20 protein-coding genes are annotated in these 26,225 nt (G+C 52.9%); 9 read left to right on the forward strand and 11 right to left on the reverse strand.

Annotation, left to right across the window (positions count from 1 at the left end; all coding sequences use genetic code 11):
* Positions 1–8: 8 nt before the first annotated feature.
* Complete coding sequence (locus ACMHXH_RS03920; RefSeq protein WP_039033357.1) at positions 9–2,186, reverse strand: prolyl oligopeptidase family serine peptidase; 2,178 nt, start codon at positions 2,184–2,186, stop codon at positions 9–11.
* Positions 2,187–2,826: 640 nt separating this feature from the next.
* Here ACMHXH_RS03920 and ACMHXH_RS03925 point away from each other — a divergent pair.
* Complete coding sequence (locus ACMHXH_RS03925; protein ID WP_039033358.1) at positions 2,827–3,246, forward strand: hypothetical protein; 420 nt, start codon at positions 2,827–2,829, stop codon at positions 3,244–3,246.
* Between the two features lie 126 nt (positions 3,247–3,372).
* On the opposite strand, the gene ACMHXH_RS03930 is transcribed toward ACMHXH_RS03925, so the two are convergent.
* Positions 3,373–3,861, reverse strand: a complete 489-nt coding sequence (locus tag ACMHXH_RS03930; protein WP_039033359.1) for a CreA family protein — start codon at positions 3,859–3,861, stop codon at positions 3,373–3,375.
* 29 nt (positions 3,862–3,890) lie between these two features.
* A complete protein-coding gene (yegD, locus tag ACMHXH_RS03935; RefSeq protein ID WP_039033360.1) occupies positions 3,891–5,264 on the reverse strand; it encodes a molecular chaperone in 1,374 nt (457 codons plus the stop codon).
* A gap of 467 nt (positions 5,265–5,731) precedes the next feature.
* Here yegD and ppk1 point away from each other — a divergent pair, with 467 nt between their 5' ends.
* Both ppk1 and ppx read left to right on the forward strand, forming a co-directional pair.
* Positions 5,732–7,864 carry a polyphosphate kinase 1 gene (gene ppk1, locus ACMHXH_RS03940; protein WP_409928935.1) on the forward strand — a complete coding sequence of 711 codons (2,133 nt, stop codon included), beginning with the start codon at positions 5,732–5,734 and terminating at the stop codon, positions 7,862–7,864.
* Between the two features lie 19 nt (positions 7,865–7,883).
* Positions 7,884–9,374 carry an exopolyphosphatase gene (ppx, locus tag ACMHXH_RS03945; RefSeq protein WP_039033451.1) on the forward strand — a complete coding sequence of 497 codons (1,491 nt, stop codon included), beginning with the start codon at positions 7,884–7,886 and terminating at the stop codon, positions 9,372–9,374.
* A gap of 50 nt (positions 9,375–9,424) precedes the next feature.
* Here the strand turns inward: ppx and ACMHXH_RS03950 are convergent, their stop codons facing one another.
* The 4 genes from ACMHXH_RS03950 to ACMHXH_RS03965 form a co-directional block, all read right to left on the reverse strand.
* Complete coding sequence (locus tag ACMHXH_RS03950) at positions 9,425–10,213, reverse strand: hypothetical protein (RefSeq protein WP_335912704.1); 789 nt, start codon at positions 10,211–10,213, stop codon at positions 9,425–9,427.
* A 271-nt stretch (positions 10,214–10,484) separates the two neighbouring features.
* Entirely contained in the window at positions 10,485–12,122 is a 1,638-nt protein-coding gene (locus ACMHXH_RS03955; RefSeq protein ID WP_071475842.1) for an alkaline phosphatase, read from the reverse strand.
* A gap of 14 nt (positions 12,123–12,136) precedes the next feature.
* On the reverse strand, positions 12,137–13,639 hold the full coding sequence (locus ACMHXH_RS03960; RefSeq protein WP_071475843.1) for an alkaline phosphatase: 1,503 nt from the start codon (positions 13,637–13,639) through the stop codon (positions 12,137–12,139).
* Between the two features lie 300 nt (positions 13,640–13,939).
* Positions 13,940–14,920 (reverse strand): rhodanese-related sulfurtransferase, encoded by a 981-nt coding sequence (locus ACMHXH_RS03965; RefSeq protein WP_144360866.1) that lies wholly within the window; start codon positions 14,918–14,920, stop codon positions 13,940–13,942.
* A gap of 282 nt (positions 14,921–15,202) precedes the next feature.
* On the opposite strand from ACMHXH_RS03965, the gene ACMHXH_RS03970 reads away from it, so the two are divergent.
* Positions 15,203–15,907, forward strand: coding sequence for a glutathione S-transferase (locus ACMHXH_RS03970; RefSeq protein WP_226683985.1), 705 nt, complete (start codon positions 15,203–15,205; stop codon positions 15,905–15,907).
* Positions 15,908–15,962: 55 nt separating this feature from the next.
* On the opposite strand, the gene ACMHXH_RS03975 is transcribed toward ACMHXH_RS03970, so the two are convergent.
* Positions 15,963–17,750 carry a SulP family inorganic anion transporter gene (locus tag ACMHXH_RS03975; protein ID WP_162206206.1) on the reverse strand — a complete coding sequence of 596 codons (1,788 nt, stop codon included), beginning with the start codon at positions 17,748–17,750 and terminating at the stop codon, positions 15,963–15,965.
* A 602-nt stretch (positions 17,751–18,352) separates the two neighbouring features.
* On the opposite strand from ACMHXH_RS03975, the gene ACMHXH_RS03980 reads away from it, so the two are divergent.
* The 3 genes from ACMHXH_RS03980 (at position 18,353) to ilvN (ending at position 22,224) form a co-directional block, all read left to right on the forward strand.
* The gene (locus ACMHXH_RS03980; protein WP_335912709.1) at positions 18,353–19,519 is read left to right on the forward strand and encodes a multidrug effflux MFS transporter; all 1,167 of its coding nucleotides are present in this window, start codon (positions 18,353–18,355) and stop codon (positions 19,517–19,519) included.
* 486 nt (positions 19,520–20,005) lie between these two features.
* Complete coding sequence (locus ACMHXH_RS03985) at positions 20,006–21,727, forward strand: acetolactate synthase 3 large subunit (RefSeq protein WP_071475846.1); 1,722 nt, start codon at positions 20,006–20,008, stop codon at positions 21,725–21,727.
* The gene (gene ilvN / locus ACMHXH_RS03990; protein WP_039033365.1) at positions 21,727–22,224 is read left to right on the forward strand and encodes an acetolactate synthase small subunit; all 498 of its coding nucleotides are present in this window, start codon (positions 21,727–21,729) and stop codon (positions 22,222–22,224) included. Before ACMHXH_RS03985 ends, ilvN begins: the two co-directional genes overlap by 1 nt.
* A gap of 85 nt (positions 22,225–22,309) precedes the next feature.
* Here the strand turns inward: ilvN and ACMHXH_RS03995 are convergent, their stop codons facing one another.
* Entirely contained in the window at positions 22,310–23,881 is a 1,572-nt protein-coding gene (locus tag ACMHXH_RS03995; RefSeq protein ID WP_162206208.1) for a mechanosensitive ion channel family protein, read from the reverse strand.
* A 512-nt stretch (positions 23,882–24,393) separates the two neighbouring features.
* On the opposite strand from ACMHXH_RS03995, the gene ACMHXH_RS04000 reads away from it, so the two are divergent.
* Complete coding sequence (locus ACMHXH_RS04000) at positions 24,394–24,567, forward strand: hypothetical protein (RefSeq protein ID WP_100145745.1); 174 nt, start codon at positions 24,394–24,396, stop codon at positions 24,565–24,567.
* A gap of 68 nt (positions 24,568–24,635) precedes the next feature.
* Here the strand turns inward: ACMHXH_RS04000 and ACMHXH_RS04005 are convergent, their stop codons facing one another.
* Positions 24,636–24,791 (reverse strand): hypothetical protein, encoded by a 156-nt coding sequence (locus ACMHXH_RS04005; RefSeq protein WP_335912705.1) that lies wholly within the window; start codon positions 24,789–24,791, stop codon positions 24,636–24,638.
* Positions 24,792–24,880: 89 nt separating this feature from the next.
* On the opposite strand from ACMHXH_RS04005, the gene ACMHXH_RS04010 reads away from it, so the two are divergent.
* Positions 24,881–25,117, forward strand: coding sequence for a hypothetical protein (locus ACMHXH_RS04010; protein ID WP_039033367.1), 237 nt, complete (start codon positions 24,881–24,883; stop codon positions 25,115–25,117).
* 15 nt (positions 25,118–25,132) lie between these two features.
* Here ACMHXH_RS04010 and ACMHXH_RS04015 read toward each other — a convergent pair whose 3' ends face one another.
* Entirely contained in the window at positions 25,133–26,107 is a 975-nt protein-coding gene (locus ACMHXH_RS04015; protein WP_233962413.1) for a pyridoxal-phosphate dependent enzyme, read from the reverse strand.
* Between the last annotated feature and the right edge of the window lie 118 nt (positions 26,108–26,225).

Raw genomic sequence — 26,225 nt, forward strand, 5'->3', positions numbered from 1 at the left:
ACTTAAGCTTAACCGTCGATTTTACTCGGCAGGGTCAAGCCAAAGTTGTGCCACAGGAAGGTGAAGATATCCGCCGCTTCATCTATCTTCATCGCCGTGGGTTTACCTGCGCCGTGACCGGCATTGGACTCGATACGCATGATAACCGGCTGATCCCCCTGCTGCTTGGCCTGCATCATGGCGGCAAACTTGAAGCTGTGCAGCGGCACCACCCTGTCATCATGATCGGCTGTCATCACCATAGTCGCAGGATAAGCCTGAGACTTGACGTTGTGATATGGCGAGTAAGCCAGCAGCGCCGGGAACTGCTCGGCATTGTCGGCACTGCCATATTCACTGGTCCAGGCCCAGCCTATGGTGAACTTGTGGAATCTGAGCATATCCAGTACCCCTACGGCGGGCAGTACGGCAGCAAACAGATCCGGTCTTTGGGTTACGGCGGCCCCCATCAACAGGCCACCGTTACTGCGGCCATAAGCGCCAAGTTTGCTCTTGTTGGTATAGCCCTGATCCAGCAGGTATTCGGCAGCGGCAAAATAGTCATCAAACACATTTTGCTTCTTGTCGAACATACCTGCCTGGTGCCAGCTCTCACCATATTCGGCGCCGCCACGCAGGCTGGGCACAGCATAGATGCCGCCCATATCCAACCAGGCGATATTGGCCGGGCTGAACCTTGGGGTCATGGAGATGGCAAAACCACCATAGGCGTACAGGAGTGTCGGGTTGGTGCCGTCTTTCTTCAGCCCTTTCTTGTAGGACAGCATCATGGGCACCTTGGTACCGTCCTTGCTGGTGTAGAACACCTGCTCGGATACGTAATCATCCGGATTAAAGGCGATTTTAGGGCTCTGGTACAGCTCGGACTCACCTGTCTTGAAGTCAAACTTATAGGTGGTCTGCGGCTGCACATAGCTGTTGAAGGTGTAATAGAAGTAGTCTTTACTGCGTTTGCCGTATGGGCCGGCAATCTTGCCTTTACCCGGCAGAGTCACGTCCTGGCGCTTGACGCCGCCCATGGAGTAGATGGACAGCTGCCCCAGCACGTCATGCAGTGAGCTCACCACCAGGTGATCATTAATGATACCAACACTGGCGATAGGGTCCTTTGTCTCAGGGATCACTGTCTTCCAGTCTTTTTTGGCCGGGTGGCGCAAATCTATGGCAATCACTTTGCCGTTGGGGGCATCGAGATCTGTCTTGAAGTAGAACACTGACTTGTCGTTACCGATAAAGCTGTACTCGGCTTCCAACTCGGAAATCAGCTCAACCACTTCCGCTTTTGGATCTTTGAGTGACTTATAGAAGAAGCGGTTGCGGCTGTCAGTTCCCTGGGAGATGGACAGCAACAGATAGTCACCGTCTTCAGAGACTCCAATACCAAAGCCCCAGTCCTTGTTTTGCGGTCTTTCATAAACCAGCTTGTCCTGGCTCTGATCTGTGCCCAGCTTATGGTAGTAAACCTTCTGATTGAAGTTGACATCGGCCATCTTGTCTCCGCCGGCCGGGGCATCATAACGGGCATAGAATACGCCTTCATTGGCGTGATCCCACACGGCAGAGGAGAATTTGATCCACTCCAGTTTGTCGCTGAGCAGCTTGCCGCTGGCAATATCCATAAACTGCCACTGTTGCCAGTCGGAGCCGGACTCGGAGACACCATAGGCCAGCACCTTGCCATCGTCACTCACTGACACACCTGACAGGGCAACTGTGCCCTTGTCGGAGAAAGCGTTGGGATCCAGCAACACCTTCTCATTACCCTGTTTGTCTTTAACATAGAGCACTGACTGGGCCTGCAGGCCGTCATTGCGGTAGTAGAAGGTGTTGTCACCCTTTTCAAAAGGGGCAGAGATTTTTTCGTAGTTCCACAGGGTGGTGATCCTGTCGACTACCGCCTGTTTGTTGGGGATAGCCGACAGATACTCCTGTCCAAAAGCTTGCTGAGCCTTAACCCAGGCTTCTGTTTCCGGGGTGCTTTCTTCCAGGTGGCGATAAGGATCGGCAACCTGAACACCGTGAATGTTTTCAACCAGCACTTCGGCGCGGGTCGCCGGATACTGGGATTTAACAGCAGCCAGCGAACTCTGGCCATTTGGGGTATCTGTGCTCTGGCAGGCGCCGAGCGCCAGGCTCAAGCCTACAGCCAACAGCATAGGGCGAGCCAATTTTGTAGTTATTGTCATGGAAACTTCCTGTCCGACTAAATAAAGAGGCGTACAGCGGCGTTTTAGCAAAAAAATGCAAACGCAGCGACTTGCAAAGTACTATACAAGCAAAAAAAACCGACACAATCGTCAAATTGCAATCTGTGCAAGGATTGAACAATGACAAATGTTAATAAAACGGCAACAAGGATTAATTATATAAATTGCAGATTTATGCAACCACATTGAGTAAAGAAGCGAAACACGGGCTATAACTGCATTTACGTGATTTACATCACCTTTGTGACATTAGTTTTACTTATCTCATGACGTAGTTTTTCTCGCTTGTTGCTGACACATTCTGTCACTAAAATATGCCTCGTTTTCAGGAAGTATTTACCCCGGTAAATATGAAAACCAAGAACTTCAAAACTGTTGTGTAGCTTTCATGGCAGTTTTCCCTGGTTCTTATGCTTGACTTCCTTCCTTCAATTTGTTGATTGCAATGATTTTATTTTTTGCGGCCCGCTTGTTTCAAGCGGGCTTTTTTTTATGTTTTAATCTCTTTTTGAAGGTTTGATTTGCAAAACCTTATAAGCCCTACGCGCTTTGCTGAGCCACACCGCGGATACGGCACCTAGCTCTGAAATCAACTTTTCCAAAGACAACAAGGACCCGTATGTCACTGCTACGTTTACTGTTTGCTCACCTATTACTGCTGGTTGGCGCATTTTCGGCTTATGTCTGTATTTTTGGTGCCTTCCAGAGCCTGCCGGAGCAACAACCGGCAAAATACTTTATGGTTATCTTTGGTGCCTTGCTGGCGGCTGTTAGTCTCACCCTCGCCGGTTTTCTCAACCGCCGCCGTAACTGGCGCCGCTCAAGCGGTATCGCCTTGTTGGCGGCAGCAGGTTTGGCGCTTCTGATCATAGTTTCCGATGCATCATACCAAGACACGGTCCAGTTACCGCCGATGATCGCCTTGAACGATTATGCTGTCGGTGGGCCCGTGATTATGTTGGTGCTGATACTCGGTGGTCAGCTGCTATGGCGAGGCATAAAGCAGAATCAAAGGGCTGATATCCTTGACTCTAATTAATTCAGACTAGCTGAAAAAGGAACAGACTAAGTCTCCTTCTAACCATCACCGCCTCTGTGTATGACAATGCAATGAAAAAGAAGAAAAAGCCTATTCCCAGGTGATTCTTATCTGCCCCCGGAATTATCAGTTTAGCGCCTGTGACCTTGGCTCGTAAGCGTCGGTTCCCCACAGCGGCACAGTGGACAGGGCGTGCTTGTGACTGCCGTTGGTTTCCTTGGTGGAATAAGACAGATACAGGAGTGTCTGGTGTTCACTGTCATAGATACGCCTCACCTTGAGGCTTTTGAACAAGATGCTCAAGGACTCGGTAAACACTATCTCGCCCTTCTTACCCAGTTCGATACCGGCCAGTTGCGCCTTGGTTATCGGCCCGGTCTGGCGACAGCTGATACTCATATCAGATGGATCGGCAAAATCCAAATTGGCCTCTATGCGGCTGATATGACAAGTAACACCGGGCAGTTTGGGATCTGTCTTGGCATCTATGATCACATCTTTGGTAGTGAATACGCCCAGGCTGACCTTACCGACATCATCGCCACACCCGGCGAGCAGGCTTGTCGCCACAGTAGCAACCAAGGCGGCCAAGAGTGGCGTTTTTTTCAGTGCCATGAAGAATCCTCTTTCAATTAAAGTGCAATTTAACGGTACAGGCGCTCAGCCCAACGGGTCAAACCGGCCACCACAGAGCCGAAGTGGTCGCCACTGACCAAAGTCACATCCGGGAAACGCGCGCGGATCTGCTCGGTAATATACGGGCTCTTGGCGCTGCCACCTGTGAGATAAATGACATCCGGCTGACATCCCCCTTCCGCCAAAGCCTGGGTGATGAGCTTGTGCACAGTTTCAAGCGATTCATCAATGGCGGCCACAAAGGTGGCGGCATCAACATTCACCATCAAAGGCTGCGGTTTGGGCGCTTCGACAAAACCTATATCCATAGCGGCTTGCTTACTGTCACTCAGGGCGATTTTAAGCTGCTCGGCACTGCGCACCAAACGATAACCCAGCTGATCTTTTTGCACCTTTAATAAGCGCGCAAGTTTCGCCTGCTCTTTGGCATCCCGTTGCAGCTCCTCAATCAACTTGCGACTACTCAAGGCAGAGAATTCCCGCTGGGCACTGACATCGTTGACGGCGACCGCATTCCAGAAAGGCTGCCTTGGCATAGGCTTGCCTGTGATCAGCGCACTGCCGAGCCCCAAGTGCGGCATAAAACCGGCCATCGCCAGGGCGATATCCAGATCGTTACCCCCTACCCTTTGACCACTGTGGCCCAGGCAGTCGTCACTGCGATCTTTCTTGTCTTTAAGCTCAGGCCCCATGCGCACAAACGAGCAGTCGCTGGTGCCGCCGCCAATATCCACCACCAGCACCCGCTGCTCCCGGGTGAGTGTCGACTCAAACTCAAGGGCAGCTGCCATAGGCTCATACAGAAAGGCCACATCGGTGAACCCGGCGCGCCGGGCCCCTTGGGTCAAAATAGCCTCGGCTTGCTTGTTGCTTTGCTCGCCGCCAATGCCCTGAAAGTTAACCGGGCGCCCTATCACCACCTGGGAAATCGCCTGTTTCAGGCTCTGCTGCGCCCGGGTATGAATTTCCTGCATCATCAAGGTGACGATATCTTCAAACAACGCCATCTGATTGCTGAGCAGGCCCGAAGCGCCAAGGAATGACTTGGGTGAGCGAACATAGAAGCCCTCTTCCGGCATCTCCATATAGGTTTCAATCGCCTGATTGCCGATGAATACCGCTTGCTCATTGGCAAGTAAATCCAGCTCCAAGCGCGCGATTCTGGCGCGACTCAACTCGGCGGCGCGTTTGGGTTTGAAATCAGCCTGGGCCGCCAAAGGCAAGCGCTGCAGCACAGATTCGGAAATGAGTTCCCGCTCCATGGCATAAATGGTCGACGGCATATAGTTGCCATCCTCGGCCAGAGGCAAAAGCCGGGTCTGGCCCTCCTCCATCACGCCAATAGCGCAGTTGGCACTGCCATAGTCAAAACCTGCAAACATTCCGTCCTCCTGCTTTCGCTGGCTCGAAGTGGCCAGGGCGCCGCTTTTTGCTTTGAAGACAAAGCCTCAGCGCCCGCTCCCGGCCAGGAAACCGGCCGAGAAAAAAGAGCGCAACATAGCATAAGCAGGGCAGAAAACCCAATCGTCAATATCGCTCTCTTTGACCAAAGTGGGGGATTGTCATTCTTTCGACATAAATTCGCTCTACCCTTAGGGAACGCTTCTTGCGTTCTGGCAAAGGACAAAGGACTAAAACCATTTGCTGGAACCACGCCTTGCATCCAGGTCTGTAAGCCGACGCGGAGCACAGATGGGAATTGTTCGCACCTTCCTTAGCGCCGGCGCAACCCCGAATTCAAACCTGAGCCGGGCCCAAATAGCGTAAAACCCTGAAACTGCGCCCCGCCTTTATTCTCTGATTACAAGCGGATATCGGAGTGTTATTGTATATCTGCCGGGCTTTATCTATGCCCGGCGTCTGCTCACGAGGAGTCTTTGCCGTGTCACCGTCCGTCGAAAAATTTTCTCTGGATAAGGAGCTTTCCTGGCTGTCTTTCAATGAAAGAGTCTTGCAGGAAGCGGCCGATCCTCTGGTTCCTCTGGTGGAACGGGTTCGCTTTCTGGGCATATTTTCCAACAACATGGATGAGTTCTTCCGGGTTAGGGTTGCTGCGGTGCGCCGCTCGATTCTGTTATCCAGCCTGCAGGAAGGTCGCAACTCCAGTCGCCATTTGATGGCCAAGATCCAGACCAAGGTCTTGATACTGCAAGAGCGTTTCGATGCCATTTACGGCGAGTTAATGCGGGAACTGGCAAGACACAGCATCTTTCTCATCAATGAGAAACAACTGAGCGACTTTCATAGCCAATGGCTGAAAAAGCACTTCAAGGATCAGCTCAAGCGCCACATCACTCCGCTTATCCTCAGTAACCGTTCCGAACTGTTCAAACAACTCAACGATGACACCACTTATCTGGCGGTGTGCCTCTACAGCCGGGAAAAACGTCAGTACGCCCTTGTGGAAGTGCCCACCAAGAATGTGCCACGTTTCATCCAACTGCCGGCAGAAACCTCAAAGCGACGCAAGCATTTGATCTTGCTCGATAACATAATAAGGCACTGTGTCGATGAGCTATTCGCCCCTTTCTTCGAATATGAAGAGATCGAAGTCTTCTCCATGAAGCTGACCCGCGACGCCGACTTCGATCTCACCGATGAGCTGGAACAGAGCCAACTGGAAAAGCTCACCAAGGGCCTGAAAAAGCGCCTCACTGCCGAGCCTGTGCGTCTGGTGTATGACAAAGAGATGCCGGAGCATATGCTGAGCATGCTTACGGCGCAGCTGAATATCTCCAATACCGAGTGCCTGATCCCCGGTGGCCGTTACCACAGCTTCAAGGACTTTATCGGCTTTCCCAATCCAGGGCGCAAATACCTGGAAAACGACAAGCTTCCGGCACTGGACTCGGCCGGATTCAGCGTCTATGCCAACAAGTTTGACGCCATTCGCCGCGGCGATATCATGCTTTATTACCCCTATCACAAGTTTTCCCACTTTACCGAGCTGGTGCGCCAGGCGGCCTATGATCCTGCCGTCAAGTTCATCAAAATCAGCCTCTATCGGGTCGCAAGAAAGTCCCATATCATCCAGTCGCTGATAGATGCGGTGAAGAACGGCAAACAGGTCACCACTGTGATTGAGCTCAGGGCCCGTTTCGATGAGCAGGCCAATATCGAGTGGAGTCGGGTGCTGGCCGAGGCTGGTGTCAAGGTACACCATGGGATCCCAAGTTTGAAGGTTCATGCCAAGATGTGCCTTATCGGCCGCGAAGAAGCCGGCGCCATTCGACTCTATGGCCATATTGGCTCAGGCAACTTCAACGAGGGCACGGCCAGGGTGTATACCGACCTTTCGCTGTTTACCGCCAATCAGGAAATTACCGCCGAGATAGAACAGGTATTTGAGTTGATTGAGCACCCCTACAGACGAGATAATTTCCAGCACCTGATAGTCTCTCCCTATGATGCGCGCCAGAAGCTGACCGGCCTTATCGAACAGGAGATCATCAATGCCCAAAGCGGCATCAAGGCCGCCATCACCCTCAAGCTCAATAATCTGGTGGATGAGGCGATGATCCAAAAGCTGTACGAGGCTTCCAGCGCCGGCGTCAAAATCCGTCTGCTTATTCGCGGCATGTGCGCGCTTATTCCCAATATTCCCGGGATCAGCAACAATATTGAGGTCTTCAGCATAGTGGACAGATTCCTCGAGCACTCGCGGGTAATGCTGTTTCACTCAGGCGGCGAAAACAAACTCTTTCTCTGCTCTGCCGACTGGATGGGACGTAATATCGATAACCGTATTGAAGTCAGCACTCCGGTTTATGATCCCGCTCTCAAACAGATGATCCTCGATACCCTGGCGCTGCAATTTGCCGACAACATCAAGGCGCGGGTGATCAACAAAGATCAATCCAACCCCTACCGTAAGCGGGGTAACAAGCGTAAGGTAAGATCCCAGATAGCCATACATCAGTATCTGGGCAACTACGAAAAACAGCGGCAACTGGATCTGACCCAACCCCAGGAACCGAAGTAATAGCAAAATGAGGACCACCTTGACTGCAACACCCAAGCATTTTGTCGCCGTGGATATGGGCTCCAATAGCTTTCATCTGGTGATAGCCCGCGAGCAGGATGGCAGCATTCAGATCCTGCATAAAGAGAAACGTCTGGTACAGTTGGCCGAGGGGCTAGATCGGGACAACAGGCTGGATAATGACGCCATAGCGCGCGGTCTCGCCTGCCTCAAGGATTTCAACCTCAGGTTTTCTACTCTGGATCAGGCCAGAGTCAGACTGGTGGCCACCCACACTCTGAGAGTTGCCCGTAACCGTGAGGCCTTTATCGAGGCCGCCAGGGCCATAATGCCCTACCCGGTCGAAGTGGTATCCGGCCATGAAGAGGCGCGCCTTATCTACAAGGGCATAGCCCACAGCCAGGAGCTGGCACAGCGCAACCTCATCATAGATATCGGTGGAGGCTCCACCGAAGTGGTGCTTGGCCAAAAGACTCAGGCACAGATACTCTCCAGCCTGCGCTGTGGTTGCGTCAGTTATAACCAGAAATACTTTGTCGACGGTAAGCTGACGTTGGAGAACTTTCGCGCCGCCCAGGCAGCGGCCGATAAACAGTTTGCCTCGCTGGCCAAGGAATATTTCAGCGGCCATTGGGACCTCACTCTCGGCAGCTCAGGCAGTGTCAAGGCCATCTGCGAAGCGATGCAGCACTTCTTCAACGATGAAACCATCACTCTGCCCAGGCTCAAGCAGTTAAAACAGCAGTTGCTCAGCTGGGGTCATGTGGATCAGATTGAACTGCCGCAGGTGGACAGCAAACGTGCACCTTTGCTACCGGCTGGGCTGGCTATCTTGATCAGTTTCTTCAAGAGGCTGCCGGTCACCGAGTTGCAGTTTGCGCAAGGGGCACTGCGCGAAGGCGTACTTTACGAACTTGCCGGGATCAGCCAATTCGGTGATGTCAGCGGCCGCACCGTCCAAAGCATGGCCAAACTCTATCATGTGGACTTGAACCATGCCGCCAAGGTGGCCACTTCGGCCAAACAGCTGTTTGATGCCGTGGCCGACGGTTGGCAACTCGAGTCCTGGCGCGCCCTGCTGGAACATGCGGTGAAACTGCATGAGATAGGGATCCATATCAACTCCCGCGCTCACCACAAACACGGTGCCTACATCATAGCCAATAGCGATCTGCCCGGTTTCAGCCAAGAGCAGCAACAGCTGTTGGCACTGCTGATTGGCAACCAGCGCAAGAAACCCAACCTGGAGGCGCTGGCACAACTGGAGCCCGCTCAGAAATTACGCCTCATCCGCCTAATGGCGCTGCTGCGGCTCGCCGTACTGCTGAATCTCGGCCGTATCGCCCGCAGCTTGAAAATCACCCGGGTAAAACCCACGGCAACAGGGATGCAGATAAGCCTGCCCGAACCGCGTCAACGTATCAGCCTGTTTGCCAAAGACTTGCAGCGGGAGCAAAAGCAGCTCGCCCAGTTGGGCTTTGAGCTGCAGATAAGTTATGTCGATGTGTGACTAGGCTCTTCTTATATCCGTAACTGTGGTTAATTAATGGCTGGGGTTAATCAATGACTGTGGCTGTGATGCCCACCTTCAAGCTGCTGCCCATCTGCCGAGTAGAAGCCTGAACTGCCATGTTGAATAAAGCCCTGGGTGATCATCTTGGCAATAAAAGGGTCAGACTCACTGTCGCCCACATCGGCAAAGTCGAGATCCTGGAAACCTGAGGTAAGCCGCTTGAAACTCTCCTGGCTCACAGGCGTCAGTTTGCTGAGCCGATAAACAATACGCTGCTCACCTTGAGTGATGGTCATCTCGGCCGGCAGTTCCAACTCGCTTATCCAGCTCAGTTGCATAGACTGCTGCTCGGTGGCGCTTTTGTTCGCGTGACTATGGTTTTCTTCATGACCCTTGCTCTTAAAGGAATAGCTCTGACGGGTGAAGCAGCTATCTTGCAGGCTTTGGCCCTTTTCAAATTGACTCAAGGCTGCAGGCGATATCAGATGAAACTGCCTATCGAGATCGGTGCGAATGTTCAGCGCCAAGAGATCGCCGCGGCGATAGCTGATAGAGCGTTTCTCCTGGGGGAAATAACGCACATACTCGCCATTTTTATGCCAAGCCTCATAGCTGACAGGGCTGCGTTGATAGATGATGGTATCGTCAAAGCGCGTCAGGATCAGTTGCTGCTGCCTGGCCTGCTCACCACTGCCAACAGTGATCTGATAGCTGGCTTGAAAACGGCCGGGTTTGGCGGCACAAACATTAGCATCATTGCCAATTGAGCCGCCCGCTTTGACATGGGCGTGCTCCTGGCTGCCTGGCTGGTTGCTGGCAGACTGGGTATTGGCCATGGCAAACTGCCCCAGCGAAGCTGTGAGCCCCAAAGCGAGTGAAAACGTGAGTGGGCGACAAAGAACGCGAGGGGCTGTGCAATGAGCTGTGCGAGGAGCGATATGAAGCGCTACGCGGGAAAAAAAGGGAAACGCTGGCTTGAATGTTACACGGGACATAATAAACCTACTGATATGACTCTAAAACAAAAGACTAAAACCAAAGAAGCAGCCTGGCACCCTGCCTGAAACTAAGGATAAGCAGGGGCATCAGGCTGCGAAACGCTAAACTTTATTGCGCCGCGGCGGCCTCGGCCTTTTTAACCAAATCACCGGCAAAGTTCATCACATGGAAGATGTGGTTCTGCTCAACCGTACCCTGAACCAGACTGGCACCCGGGCCGCGAGCGAAGATGGCCACATCTTCACCGGCATGGGTTTCACTTGCCAGCGGCACCAATGCTTCCTGATGGAACCCCACACTCTGGGTGTCTATGTAGTTCAGATCCACGCGTCCAGGCTCGGCGGCATAGTTGTATCGCTCATCGCCACCGGTCGCCAGCGAGCCAAAGCCCAGACCATTGGCATAACCAACAGTGGTATAAGGCATGCCGTTGGCATCGGTAGAGTTGGTGACCGACGGCTGACCGTTGGCGTCGTTACTCTTCACCAGACCCAGGATAGGATTACCTCGGGTCGGATAGCCGGCGATGGTGAACACATGGCTGTGGTCAGCAGTAACCATCAGCAAGGTGTCATTGGCCGAGGTCTTCTCCATGGCGATACGTACCGCCTCAGACAAGGCTATGGTGTCGTACAGAGCGCGGGCCGCATTACCGGCATGGTGAGCATGGTCGATACGACCGGCTTCAACGATCAGGACAAAGCCTTTGTCGTTCTTTTTCAGAATATCGATACTCTTGGCCGTCATCTCTGCCAGAGAAGGCTCGCCGGTAACGCCAGCCTCGACTCTGTCGTAGTCATATTCCATGTGAGAGGAGTTAAACAGCCCCAGCGCATGCTCTGTGGTGCCGGTATCCATCGCCAGGAAACTGTCGCGGTCGGTAACGTAACTGGCATTGGAGTACTGAGACAACCACTCGGCGGTCAGATCGCGACCATCGTTACGCTTACCCGCTTTGCCTTCTGGATCGATAGTGGTTTTGGGAATAAAGGCGCGGCGACCACCGCCCATAACCACATTGATCCCTTTGCCGTTATTGAAGTCCAGCATCTGGGCGGCAATGTCTTTACAGCCGTTGCTGACGGCTTCGGCCGGCAAGTTGCTGTCCGCTTCCCAGTCGCGATCCGGCACATGGGCATAAGTGGCAGCCGGGGTAGCATGAGTGATACGTGCGGTCGAAACCACACCTGTAGCCATACCCGCCATGGCGGCCAGTTCCAGCGAAGTCACCAGGTTTTGACCCCTGGTGGAAGAACAAACGCCGCGCTCAACACCTTCAGCCTGTGAGATCACGCCAACGTCCGTCTTCACCCCGGTGACCATGGCCGTCATGGTGCCGGCCGAATCCGGGGTTTGACCATCGACATTATAAGTCTTGGCCAGGCCAAGATAAGGCAGAGTCTCAAAGGAAAGTGAGTTTTCCTCTCCGGTTTGCCCCTTGAGCTGACCATCGAGGATCCGCGCCGCTGTCACAGTTGAAACGCCCATGCCATCACCGACAAACAAGATGATGTTTTTCGCCGCACCCGCCTGGGTGTTATTGCTCATATTGGACGCCTTGGTGACGCGGTTTTGACCATCGACATACCATTGATTAACGGCGGTCCAGTCTTTTCCGTCACTGCCGTTGCTTCCATCTGTGCCCGGAGTGCCTGCGTTGCCGTCCTTGCCGTTGTCACCGTCACTTCCACAGGCCGCCAAGCCGAGAATCGCGGCCAAAGACAGTACCAGTAATTTCTTATTCATTTCCTTGCTCCCAATTAATACTTAGTACCGCCAAGCTCTTGGGCTTGATTGATAATGTGGAAAATCACGTTCTGCTCCATTACACCCTGCACCAGATTGGCGCCGGGGCCTGTGGCGTGCAGACTGATGTCTTCACCGGCGTGGGTTTCACTTCCCATAGGAATAAGAGCTTGTTGGATAAAGTCTTTGTCTTGAGTGTCCACTGAGGTTAGGTCGTCACGGTTCCCCACAACGGCGCCCGGGCCATTGGTGTAACCCAAGGTAGTGTATGGCTTACCGTCAAGGGCAGTAGAAAGGTTTCCGTCTACGCCGTGTACCAGACCAAGAATGGGGTTACCCCGCTTCGGATAACCTGCGATGGTGAACACGTGGCTGTGGTCGGCGGTGACCAGAATGAGCGTCTCTTCCGGGTTGGTGTTTTCTACCGCCGCCTTAACGGCGTTGGAGAGTTCCACCGCATCGGCCAGGGCGCGCTTGGCGTTACCGGCGTGGTGACCATGGTCGATACGACCCGACTCGACAATCAGCAGATAGCCCTTGTCGTTCTTCTGCAAAATCTCGATGGATTTCGCTGTCATCTGGGTCAATGAAGGTTCACCGCCCACATCATCGGCGCGGTCCGCTTCATATTCCATGTGGGAGGAGTTGAACAAGCCCAGCAGGTGATCTGTGGTGCCGGCATCTATGGCGTCAAACTCCGTGCTGTTCCACACATAGGCGGCGTTGTCCAGGTTGTCGACCCAAGCCTTGGTCAAGTCCAGGCCATCCTTACGTTGCCCTTTCTTGTTCTCGCCATCAGTCACGGTTTCAGGAATAAAGGCGCGGCGACCGCCGCCCAGGGCGACTGACAGGGCATTGTCTTTATCGCGCATCACCATCTGGTAGGCGATATCTTTACACTCGTTGGCTACCGCTTCGGCAGGCAGCTTGGCGTCAGATTCCCAGTCGCGCTCCGGGCTATGGGCATAGGTTGCTGCCGGGGTGGCGTGGGTGATACGTGCAGTGCTCACCACACCGGTAGATAAGCCTTTGGCATTGGCCAGATCCACCAGAGTCACCAGCTCATTACCTTTGGATGACAGGCAGTTGCCACGAAGGCTCTGTTCGGATACCGAAATCACCCCCGCTTTGGACTTTACCCCGGTCGCAATGGCCGTCATGGTGCCGGCACTGTCCGGTGTTTGCTGGTTGGTGTTATAGGTCTTGATCAATGCGGTATGATCAAACTTCTCAAAACTCAGGAAGTTCTCTTCACCGCCCTGGTTACCTGCTATCTGCTGTCCTTGGAAGATACGCGCGGCAGTCAAAGTGGAGATCCCCATGCCGTCACCGACAAACAAAATCACATTTTTGGCTTTTGCTTTTGATTCTAATGTAGCCTTGTCTGACACGCGCTGAGCGCTTTCCTTATACCAATGGCTGTCAGTTTGAACACTGGGTAACACGGCGCTGTTGGCCGCCATGCTTACCAGGCTGCAAGAGATCAACGCAGCTAATCTATTTTTCATCACTTTCATCATCCGTATTGGGTTGAAGTAAATTGGTCGCAAGTAAAGGTAGAGCGGCCTGATTGTCTAAGATCCAGATGACAGATTTGGTTAATCAAGATTGCAGTTATGTGAAGGTCTTTGTCTGGACGGCACAAATTAAAGAAAAAGCTGTTTTTTTTGGCCAAGAAACCTGAATGGGTATTGAGTGGGGAAAGGCTGCTGTTTGTTCCGGTATCGAAAAACCATAATGACTGGAGGCACCTAAATCATCTGCATATCAAAAAAGGAGCCAATGGGCTCCTTCGATGATTAGATTTCTTAGCGCTATCAGGACGTTTGCTTGGCCTGCTCTTTCTGACGCTGTTTTTGCTCGCGGCGCTTATGGATCACTTCTTTGACATCGGCGCCTATGTGGGCCTCACCGCGATGCTTGGCCAGTTGCATCTGTCGCTCACGCTCGATAAAGCGCCGGCGCTGCTTTTCATCCAGCTTATCTATGCAATGGGGACAGCTGACCCCCTGCTCGTAGGCCGGGCTCTGCTTATCGGCCTCGGTTATCGGCATCCGGCAGGCATTACACTGATCGTACTGACCTTTTTGCAGCTGGTGATCCACTGAAACCCGGTTATCGAAAACAAAGCACTCTCCCTGCCACAGACTCTGCTCTTCGGGCACATCTTCCAGATATTTGAGGATCCCGCCTTCGAGGTGATATACCTCATCAAAGCCTTGTTGCTTAAGGTAGGCAGTGGACTTTTCACAACGGATCCCGCCGGTGCAAAACATGGCTACTTTCTTGTGCTTGGCCGGATCCAACTGCTGCTTCACATATTCGGGAAACTCGCGGAAAGTCTCGGTCTCGGGATTGACGGCATTCTTGAAGGTACCAATTTGCACTTCATAGTCATTGCGGGTATCAACCAGCAGCACATCGGGATCGGAGATCAGCGCATTCCAGTCTTGAGGTTTGACATAGGTGCCGACCACTTCTCTGGGATCTATGCCTTCCACCCCCATGGTGACTATCTCTTTCTTGAGTTTGACCTTGGTGCGATAGAACGGCATCTCATCATCAAATGAGCGCTTAGAGACGATATTATCCAGGCCATTCTGGGCATCCAACCAGGCCATCAGAGTATTGATACCGTTTTCCGAGCCGGCCACAGTGCCATTAATGCCTTCGGCAGCCAGCAGCAAGGTGCCGCGAATACCATTGTCTTCCATGGTCTCGAGCAACGGCTGACGCAAAGCCTCATAATCCGGCAGGGAAACAAACTTATATAAAGCACATACAACTATTTTGGACATCATTACCTCAACTTCTGCTGGCTGGAACCTAATTTCCAGTGCATAACGGCGTCACCTTCTGAAACTTTTCTTAAGTGATTTGCCTCCCAAAATGGGGGCGCCATTCTATCCCAATCACAGTGGCGCAAATAGACAGCAAAAGTAGGGTTATTCGGCGATTCCTACAGCAGGCCGCCATATAGTAGCGGTTTAATCCTTTACATGCGGTTATGAACAGCAACCTTGCCTGCCACCCGAGTGATTCCTACAATGGCTGTTTTCATTGAATTCCAAGGGACTCTTGTGACTCAAGTAAGCAGTCAAACTATTCTGTACAGCTTTCGCCGCTGCCCCTATGCCATGCGCGCCAGACTGGGCTTAATTGCCGCCGACTACTCTGTTGTAGTGCGGGAAATTCTGCTGAAAAATAAGCCGCAGCAGATGCTGGAACTATCGCCCAAAGGCACTGTGCCTGTGATGCAACTCGCTGATGGAAGGGTACTGGACGAGAGCCTGGATATCCTTTTCTGGGCACTGGCACAAGCCGATCCCCACTCATTGCTGCCGCAAAATCCTGAGGAAGAAAACCTTATCTCAACCCTGATAGCGACCAATGACAGGGCATTCAAGCCCTTGCTGGACAGATACAAATACTTTGACCGTTACCCTGAGTTCAGCCAGCAAAGCTATTTCGAGCAAGCGCTCCTGTACTTGCTGCCACTGGAGCAGAGACTGGCTGAGGCTCAAGAACATCTCGGGCAGCAAAAGCTACAGGGGCAAAAAGAGCAACAACAGCAGGTCATGTTGCTCGGGCGTATGAGCGCAGCGGATCTCGCCATCTTCCCTTTTGTGCGCCAATTTGCCCATGTGGATAGAGCCAGGTTCAATGCAGCCCCCCTGCCCTGTCTTAATCAATGGCTGCAGGCCTGGCTCGAGCACCCTTGGTTTATCCGCGCCATGAAACCCAAACCATTGTGGCTGGAAAGCGGCGAGCAACAGCCGCTTTAGCGCCTGCCGAGTAATCCGGGCAGGCGTTTGCGTGCTGTCGGGATCCCGCCAGGTTTTACAGGTGTGACGGTCTGGGAGCGCTGGTATCATCGCCGGCCAAACGCCGCACTTCGGGTGCCTGGCCTTCAGCGACCGCTTGTTTATAGTTTTGATGCATACGCACCGCCAAGGCCAAATCAGGCCTGATGATCAAACCATCCTCCGCCACATCTATACCGCTGGCTTCACACCAGCTGAGTAGTTGACGTTTACGGCCCGCCAGTACCAAACTGACGCCGCGGCGCTTCAACAGGTGCGCCAAATCGGCAATCATGGCCATCACACTGATATCCAGATGACTGAAACAAGCCACAGCATCGACTATCACACAGTCCACCGGCTCGGGCTGCTCTTTTAACCTGAGCAGCAGCTGGCGTTTGAAATAACCGGCGTTGAAATAGGTCAAGGGTGAGTTGAAACGGTAGATCATGATCCCCGGGATCGCCGTAGCCTTGTCACTGCGGTCGATACTGCGCAGCACCCCTTTGCGATCGACACCAAGCAGCTGCTCAGAGGGTTTCATCACTACCCGGATAAATTGGAACAAGCCCAGCAGCACCGCCAGGGTGATCCCCGGGATCACCCCGATAAAGAGCACGGCCAACAGGGTGATCAACGCCAGGGTAAAGGCGCCGTTGTCACGCTTTCTCAGCTTCCAGATCCCCTTGATATCAATCAAAGAGAGCGATGCGATAACGAGAACCACCCCGAGCGCCGCCGAAGGGATATATTGCAGCGGCGCAGTCAGGAACAGGGCCACCAGGGCTATCAGCAGCGCCGCTATCACAGAAACCAACTGCGACTTGCCGCCATTGGCATCATTGACCGCGGTGCGCGAATCAGCGCCGCTGATGGCAAACCCCTGAGACAGCGCCGAGGCGATATTGGCTACCCCAAGCGCGCGAAACTCTTTATCGGGATCTATATCGTAGCCGTTTTTGGCGGCAAAGCTGCGTGCCGTCAGCATCATGGAAACGAAGCTCACCATGGCAAGGTTCAGCGCCGGCATCACCAGCTCACGGCTGAGCCCTAAATCAAATACCGGCGCCTGAAACTCCGGCAGACCGCCTTCGATAGTGCCGACCACCGCCAGTTGATACTGCTGCAAATCAAACAGCCATACCAATAATCCTGCCACCGCAATCGCCACCATGGAGGCAGGCAGTTGCGGCCGCAGACGCTTGACCAGCAGGAACACCAGCAAGGTGGCCAGACTCATGCCCAATGTTGGCCAGTGAGTGCGCGACAGATACTCGGCGCCGCCTGCCAGGCGTTCCAGCAAATAGCGGGAGTCGAAGCTAAAGCCAAAAATCTTCGAGAACTGGCCGACGATAATGGTTATCGCCACCCCGTTGAGCAGCCCCATCAAAATCGGCCGCGAGAGAAACTCGGCAAGCACCCCGAGCCGAAAGCGACTGGCCAGCAGGCACCAGGCGCCCGTCATCAGGGTCATGGTCATCACCAACTGCCAGTGCACCTTGGCATCGCCGGCGGCCAGTGGCGTCACCACAGCGGCTATCACGGCGCAGGTTGCGGCATCCGGCCCCACTATCAGTTGCCTCGATGTACCAAACAAAGCATAAATCATCATAGGTAAAATACAGGAGTATAGCCCGGCAACGGCGCTGACCCCGGTAAGCTGGGCATAGGCGATAGCTACAGGCAAGGCCACCGCGGTTACCGACAAGGCGGCGCGCAGATCATCCCGCAACCATTCTTTTTGGTAATGCAGTAATCCTGCCAGCCCGGGAAGTAATTGAGTCAGCGACTCCCTGGTGTTCCATTGTGGAAAATTAACTCGCATATTCAGCACTCAACTCCGTCAATTTAAGCGCATTCTGTCCTGAGTGGATAATGTAGTGAGCTTATGCCAGGAAGTCATCCAGGGCGAAATAAAATATTCTCACTATTCACTTTTCCATCTTCCTTTGTCAGTAATGTAAAGAAACGACTCTGGGGGATTGGCTAAGGAAGGCGCGAACAAGTCCCATGTGTGCTCTGCGTCGGCTTACAGGCCTGGATGCAAGGCGTGGTTCGCAGCAAATGGCCCTAGTCCTTTGCAAGAAGCACAACACAGCAGGCAGACCTGTAAGCCACGCCCTTCGGGGCTTTCACAGCAACCGGCTTTCTGTGTTATCCGACTTCGACAGGCCCCGGCATGCCTTCAGTCAGATGCCTTGAACGCCAATTGCTGTGCAAGCCAGAGTGCCACGAGGACTTATTTGCACCTTCCCTTATTGGCCGCCACGACTTAACATAAACCCCCAGCCCCTTTTCGTGGCACGAGTCACATTCCTGACCAAGCATCCAATGCTTTTTGGCCAATATAATGAGGTTAAATTGGATACCCAACCCCAGATAACCAGGCGCACGCCCCAAGGGCTGCATCTGGCCTTGCTTATTCCCATGCTGTCGGCCATCGTGGCGATAACGCCTTTGGCCATCGACATGTATCTGCCGGCCATGGCTACCATAGCCGAGAGTTTCCATTCCGATATCACGACAGTACAGCAGTCTCTGAGCCTGTATCTGGCCGGGTATTCTCTGGGTATGCTTACCTTTGGGCCTTTGGCCGATCGCTTCGGCCGTCGTCCTTTGGTGATCATTGGCCTATCGGGATTTATGTTGGTCAGCCTGGGGTTGGCGCTGTCGCAAACGATAGAAATGTTTTTAAGCCTCAGATTTTTCCAGGCGTTTATCGGCGCCGCCGCTACCGTGGTGATCCCCGGCTATATCAAGGAGGTCTATGGTGACAATACGGCCAAGGGCATGTCCTATGTCAGCCTAATAATGATGCTGGCGCCGCTGCTGGCTCCATCCATAGGCAGCTTAATTCTGGAGCTGGGTGAATGGCATTTGATTTTCTTTATCCTAGCCTGCTATGCCCTGCTGCTGCTCATGCTGGTATTGCTGAAACTGCGTTTGCCATCGGATACGCAAGGCGCCGAGCGCAGCCGCAAGTCATTCTTTGGCGCCTATGCCACCGTCTTTACCCGGCCCGGGGTCAAGCTGCATATTGGCAGCGGCGTGCTGACTTCATTCGCCTTTTTCTGCTACCTGACAGCCTCGCCGTTTGTCTATATGTCGGTATTTAACTTGGATAAGTCTCTGTTTGCCATACTATTCAGTACCAACGTAGGCGCTTTGATGCTGGCCAATATTATCAACTCACGCATTGTTGGTCGCTATGGTTCAAGACGCATGTTGGTTGCCGCCACTATGCTCGGCAGTATTGCTGCTGCCGGGCTGTTACTGGTGAACCTGCTCGACTTGAGTTACCACTTTACTGTGGCCATGCTGATCCCCCTGATGGGATGCCTGGGGGTAATGTCGGTTAACGCCGACGCCATAGTACTGATGAAGTTTCAGCAGGAAACCGGCACAGCCACCGCGGTTATCGGCACCCTGAGGTTTGGCTTTGGTGCTCTGGCAGGACCGCTGCTGGCGCTGTTTTACACGGGGACTGCCGTGCCCTTTGCCGCGCTGATGCTGGCCTCTGTGCTACTGGTGGGTCTGTGCCAGTTCGCCGTCAGTCGCCGCCCTTTGCCCGAATGCCGCAGTACCGGCTCCTAAAATAAAGCTGGCGGTAAATCACGCTCAAGCGTTTGAAACCGCTTGAGCGCAAAACGCCGTTTGTCGATTTTCCGCACCCCCAAGAACCACAATTTTTCAAAGATTGGGGTCATACACATAGAATCGGCAGCGCTTTAGACTAAAGTCTAAAAATATCCTCAATTAATAATAAAATATAATTAATTCAATATATAACAAATTATACTTTCGCAATAACCTACCGCAATCAAGGCCGCTTTTCGGCGGCAAAAATGAAATTTATTCATGCTCATAAAAAAGCCGCTTCCAGGGGCTTGAAAACTTCTCTCTTTCCAATATGATGAAATTCTGTCCATTGGTGACAGAGACCCCTTCCCTACAGGGAGGTGAGCCCCCAGGGCCGGGTCGACAGCTGGCCGGAACTACCCTTCCGGCTTGGATTAGAGCGATAACCGTCGCTGTAAAAGTTACTGTTTACCGTAACGGTATCTTATCAAGGAGTACCAAATGGAGATGCTTTCAGGCGCCAGCATGATAGTGCGTTCGTTAATTGACGAAGGCGTAAAACATATATTCGGCTACCCAGGTGGCTCAGTTCTCGACATCTATGATGCCCTGCATCAAAAATCCGATATAGAACATATTCTTGTCCGCCATGAACAGGCGGCCGTGCACATGGCCGATGGTTACGCCAGAGCCACAGGCCAGGTCGGCGTGGTATTGGTGACATCCGGCCCGGGAGCGACCAATGCCATTACCGGCATCGCCACCGCCTATATGGATTCAGTCCCTCTGGTGGTGCTTTCGGGCCAGGTGCCCAGTAACCTGATCGGCAATGACGCCTTTCAGGAGTGCGACATGATAGGGATCTCCCGCCCTGTGGTGAAACACAGCTTTTTGGTGACAGACCCCACCGAAATTCCCACCATTATCAAGAAAGCCTTCTATATTGCGGCCAGCGGCCGCCCCGGCCCTGTGGTAGTGGATCTCCCCAAAGACAGTCTCAACCCGGCGATACTGCACGAGTATCAATACCCGGAAGAGATTAAGATGCGCTCCTACAACCCGACGCTTTCGGGTCACAAGGGCCAGATCCGCCGGGGTTTGCAGGCCTTGATGGCCGCCAAAAAACCAGTGCTGTATGTGGGCGGCGGCGCCATTATCTCCGGCTGCCACCGGCAGCTGTTGACTCTGGCCGAACGACTGAAACTGCCTGTGGTCAATACGCTTATGGGGCTGGGCGCCTTTCCCGGATCTCATCACAACAACCTGGGCATGCTGGGGATGCACGGCCTGTATGAAGCCAATATGGCCATGCACAATTCAGATTTAATCTTCGGTATTGGGGTGAGGTTCGATGACAGAACCACCAATAATGTCGCCAAATATTGCCCGGATGCCACCATACTGCACATAGATATCGACCCTTCATCCATCTCCAAGACCATCAAGGTGGATATTCCGATTGTGGGCTCGGCCGATAAGGTGCTGAACGAGATGCTGCAATTACTGGATGAAGACAAGGTAACGCCTCAGGATGACGAGGCGCTGCAACACTGGTGGCAGCAAATTGCCTCCTGGCGCAGCCGCAACTGCCTCGACTATCAGCGCAATGCTGAACGGATCAAGCCCCAGCAAGTGATAGAAACCCTCTATCGCCTGACAAACGGTGATGCCTATGTGGCCTCCGATGTTGGCCAGCACCAGATGTTTGCCGCCCTCTATTATCCTTTCGACAAGCCGCGGCGCTGGATCAACTCAGGCGGCCTGGGCACCATGGGATTCGGCTTGCCGGCCGCCATGGGGGTCAAGATGGCGATGCCGGATGAAACCGTCGTGTGCGTCACCGGCGACGGCTCGATTCAGATGAATATTCAAGAGCTTTCCACCGCACTGCAATATGATGTGCCGGTGAAAATCATCAATCTCAACAACCGTTTCCTCGGGATGGTGAAACAGTGGCAGGACATGATCTACTCCGGCCGCCACTCCCATTCCTATATGGACTCAGTGCCTGATTTTGCCAAAATAGCCGAAGCCTACGGCCACGTTGGGATCAATATCGACCATGTGGATGAGCTGGAGAGCAAACTGGCACAAGCCCTGACCATGAAAGACAGGCTGGTGTTTGTGGATATCAGTGTCGATGAAACCGAACACGTCTACCCGATGCAAATTCGTGGTGGCGCTATGAATGAAATGTGGCTGAGCAAGACGGAGAAAAGCTGATGAGACGTCGAATCATATCTGTATTGATGGAAAACCAGCCCGGCGCCCTGTCAAGAGTTGTCGGTCTCTTTTCCCAACGTGGCTACAACATTGAAACCCTCACGGTGGCTCCCACCGATGATCCGACACTTTCCCGGCTCACAGTCGCAGTAGAGGCCGATGAGAGCATACTGGAGCAGATAGAGAAGCAGCTGCACAAGCTTATCGATGTGCTCAAAGTATCCAACATCACAGAGTCCACCCATGTGGAACGGGAGCTTGCCTTGGTCAAGGTCAAGGCCAGCGGCGCATTGCGGGCAGAGGTAAAACGCACCGCCGATATCTTCCGCGGCCAAATTGTCGATGTAACCGCCAATCTCTATACAGTACAGATGGCGGGCACCAGCGATAAACTGGACGCCTTTATTGCCGCGCTGACCGAGGTCACCAAGGTAGTGGAAGTGTCCCGCTCCGGCGTGGTAGGCCTTGCCAGGGGTGAAAAAGCGATGCGAGCTTGAATCCGGGACTGAAGACCCTGCTGATACCGTTCACTTTACCGTGAGCGGTATTTTCAAACCGAATCAATACGGAATCTGAGTAGCATTAAGGTGAAACCGGCCATACAGGTACCATCTTACTGCCGTGCTCGGCGACAATCGCCATGATCCCCAGCTGCAACTCCTCGGCGACTTCCTGATAAACAGGTAAACTGGTGGTGCCGACATAGGCCAGTACATTCAACTCGAGTCCGGCGTTGCCGAAGCCCTTGAAGGTGACCCGCATCGGTGACTCATCCACCTTCTCATGCTGCTTTAGCAAGGCTTTGATATCATTGATGATCGCCTGCAACTGTTTGGCATCAGTGCTGTAATCGAGACGGATATCTGTCTTAAAACGGATTTTCTCCCGCTCTGAAATATTCTCTATCTCCATTTCGGCCAACTTGGCGTTGGGCATATGAATGACAGAGCGATCCAGAGTTCTAATGCGGGTACAGCGTAGGCCTATCTCCTCCACTGTGCCGCGAACGCCGCCGAAATTGCCAATATTGCCAACCTTGATAGGCGCCGCCGAATAGAGAGTAATGGTGCCAATAAGGTTTTCTATCGACTGCTTCGAGGCCAAGGCGATTGCCAGCCCGCCAATGCCCATCCCGGCCAGTATAGTGCCGGCATTAAACCCCAGGTGCTCGAGCCATAATAAGGTCGCCAGGCTGAGCAGGGCCACCCGCAAAAAATTCCCAAGAGGACGCAACAAGGAGGCCGCCTGTTTGTTGCCTTTGGCTATCCAGCGCTCCCTAAGACTGCTCTGTGCCAGCCCCACCAGCGCCCATATCAACCAAACCGTGGCCAGAATAAAGAAAAAGCCTGTGTTGACTATCTCCTGCATCGCAGCGCTCAAGGTACTGTTGGCAAGCATGGCCCTATCGAGTGCCACAGCGGCAAAGAACCTGAGTGGGCCGCGAATAAAGGCGCCCAATTCAGCCTTGAGCGGGTGTGATGAACGTGAAAGTGGCCATTGCAGCAACCAGGTCAAAGGCACCACGAATAAGAATGCCAGCGCCAGATAGGCCAGCATCATGGCCCATTCCCAAAGATTCAGGGTAAACAGGCGTCCTTCAGGAATGTGCTCGATAAACCACTCCACCACAGGGCCATAGCCCAAGGCCTGGTAAAGTTTTGGGAGCTTGGCAACCGTGGCATTGGAAACCTTCCACAGACTGCCGTATTCAGAGCTCGGCACCCGCTGCAACAGAAGCTGATAGGCCTTGTTTTCGGCTTCCAAACGGGCAAACCCCTCCCGGTAAGCGGGCAGCTTGTCGTCGGTTTTACCCTCTGGGGTATCATCAAGCTCCTGAGGATTGAGCCAGAGATTACGCTCGATAATCGCCAGCAACTGCTTGGCATAGAGTGGCCCCTGCTCCGCAGTCATACCGGCGGGAAGAAAACGCAGATCCAGATACTCGGCCGCGGTTTGATAATCCCCTTCTCGGGCATAATGCATAAAGCCCTGCAGGGCACCTCTGGGGGTATCCCGGAGCAAGGGATCGCGGTACTCATAAGCCCCAGCAGCACTTTGCTCGCTTGACGTTTCCGGCTCAGGTTCGACCGCCGGGCACAACCCTGGCCAGAGCAAAAGAATAAATAATCCTATGCCAATCAACACTCTATTCATTAACGCACTCCTTGCCACTATAAGGTAAGGTACCAATCCATCCGGTGTAATCACTTCAAGTTGTGTTCAAGCCAAAGTGCGTCAGGGAACCATTGGCACCATCAGAAAAAAGAGTAGCAGAAACATGTAGTTCCGGATATGTCGGCCCAATATTTATACTGCTTGACTTGTAGTAAATTATCTATACAATAAGCTGAATTATTAAGGTATCCTCAGCTCGTCCCATCTCGCTCCAGGCCTCTTAAGTAAGTCCGTTCAGTTAATAATTCTTGAGTTTAATTGAAATGTCACACAGCTGTGGTGAACTCTGTGCTGCGGCGATGGTCTGATGTTCTACTGACACCCGAAGTGCCTTTATGCACTTCAGTCTATCGGGGGGCTTGATAAAGGGTGACAAACTGGGTACATTCAATAGTCAACCAACGCATCTTTCGCAATAAATGCTAAGGATTTTCTATAGTTAAGATTATATACGCCAATACCGGCGCTAACAGAAATAAGGAGTGTGGCCTATGTCATACAAAGTAAACGGACATGAAATCGCAGTAAGTTTTCCTGTAGATTCAATTTCCATCAACAAAAACTCAATCGCCTTTACCGACAGCAAAGGCAAGAAGAAGCAAACCTTCTCAAAGCGTACAGAAACCCTCAAGTTTATGAAGTGGTTGCTGAGCGCCAATAAGTAAGACTGTCGAAATACCCACTCGATACCCCTATCCTCTCACTGTATCGAGCGCTCAGGCAGATTGGACTGTTATCCAGCAGCAATCGGGTAAACATCACATTTGGTCAAGGCCTTTTCCCGTGATCCCGGGAAGCAGCCTGACCAAATGGCGATAAACAGTAAATCAAGCGCCAGATCATTATCCAAGCCTTCCACTTGAATTAAGCTGATGCTTAATAAACTCATCTGTCGGTGTTGTCTTGAATCAATCCATCACAGCCGCTAAAAGCAGCGCGACTAAACCCGGATCCATTAAACCGAATACCACGGAAGCGATGCGTTCATTGCTGGGCGAGATCCGGCGTTGTATTCCATTAAATTTGCCGGAAGCCAGCCTATGCGGTGGGAAATGCCTGGGTTGCTCCAAGAAAATGTTGGAGATGTTGGACACTGAGGTATGCTTTTGGGAGTCCCGTCTCGATGACGAGGTGCCTGGGCTTGCCGATCTCAAATCCTTGCAACGTTTGGCAGAGCGTACTCATAAGATCCTCAAGCGCAACCAGCTGATCTGAAGTCAAGGTTCCCACTCAACCGAATTTACGCCTGTATCTGGGAAGCATGGACTCATTACCAAGGAGCCCCCCCTGATGCAGATACAGTACCTGGCAGTCGCCCTCACGTTGCAAGAAGTCGAGCAACACTTGCCAGCCGAGCGGATCGTACAAAAGCTCAAAGCGGATACCGCTTTGCTCCAGCTCTTGCCAAAGTTGGTAAAACTCGGGGTAACACTTGCCAAAATGATACTTACGCTCAGGTGTAACAATAGTTGGATGCAATGCCTCATCGGGCGATAACTCAAGCAACTGGGTCTTGAGGTAACTGTCTCCGCCGACCACGGCGCAGGTCAGCACTTCAATATCAGCCTGTTGCTCACAAAAATACTTCTGTAGAAACAGCGCCGTTGTACCTGTCCCCGATGGCAGAAACAGCTTGGGGTTATGGGCAGCCTGTTGCTGCTGCCACTGTAAAATCTCGGCGCCCAACTGAGCTACGCCGTATTCGGCATAACTACAGCGGCCCCCTTCGGGAACGAACAGGCTGTGCTCGCACTCAGGTACAATATGCTGCCTGACAAAGTTCTCCAGGGTCATGCCGGTCATCAACTCGGCCTTGGGCGTATTCTTTACGGCAATCACCCGTGCGCCCAATTCCAACGCGGCGCGATAGTTACCCAGGGGGCGCTGCTGCAACCAGTCCGGCAGGTGATCCACATAAAAGTCCAGCTGCCAACCTTTGAGTTTGGCCAGCGCCGCCATAGAGTAGAGTGAGTTGGCCTGGGCCGAACCATAACCTATCAGGCGCTTGATACCGGGAAAGTCATGGTCGAGGAAATAACGGAACTTGCGCGCCTTATTCCCACTGAAACTGGGATGAAGTAGATCATCGCGCTTGATAAACAGCTGATGTCCCCGAAACTCAAAGGCTTGAACCGGGGTTTTATCCAGTTTGAAATCGGCTAAAGACATGGCACTGGCGATATATTTCAAGGCTAAGGTGTGCAAGGGATAGCTATTGTATGTGTTTGCCGCCAAGGAGGACAGGGTTCAGGCCACAAATCCTCACAGGCACCAGTTGGCTTTATGCCGACTAAGTGATGGCTTGGTGGCTAATCCATTGCAA

This window comes from Shewanella sp. BJSY2023SW001 (assembly GCF_047314685.1).
GTDB classification, from domain to species: Bacteria; Pseudomonadota; Gammaproteobacteria; order Enterobacterales; family Shewanellaceae; genus Shewanella; species Shewanella indica.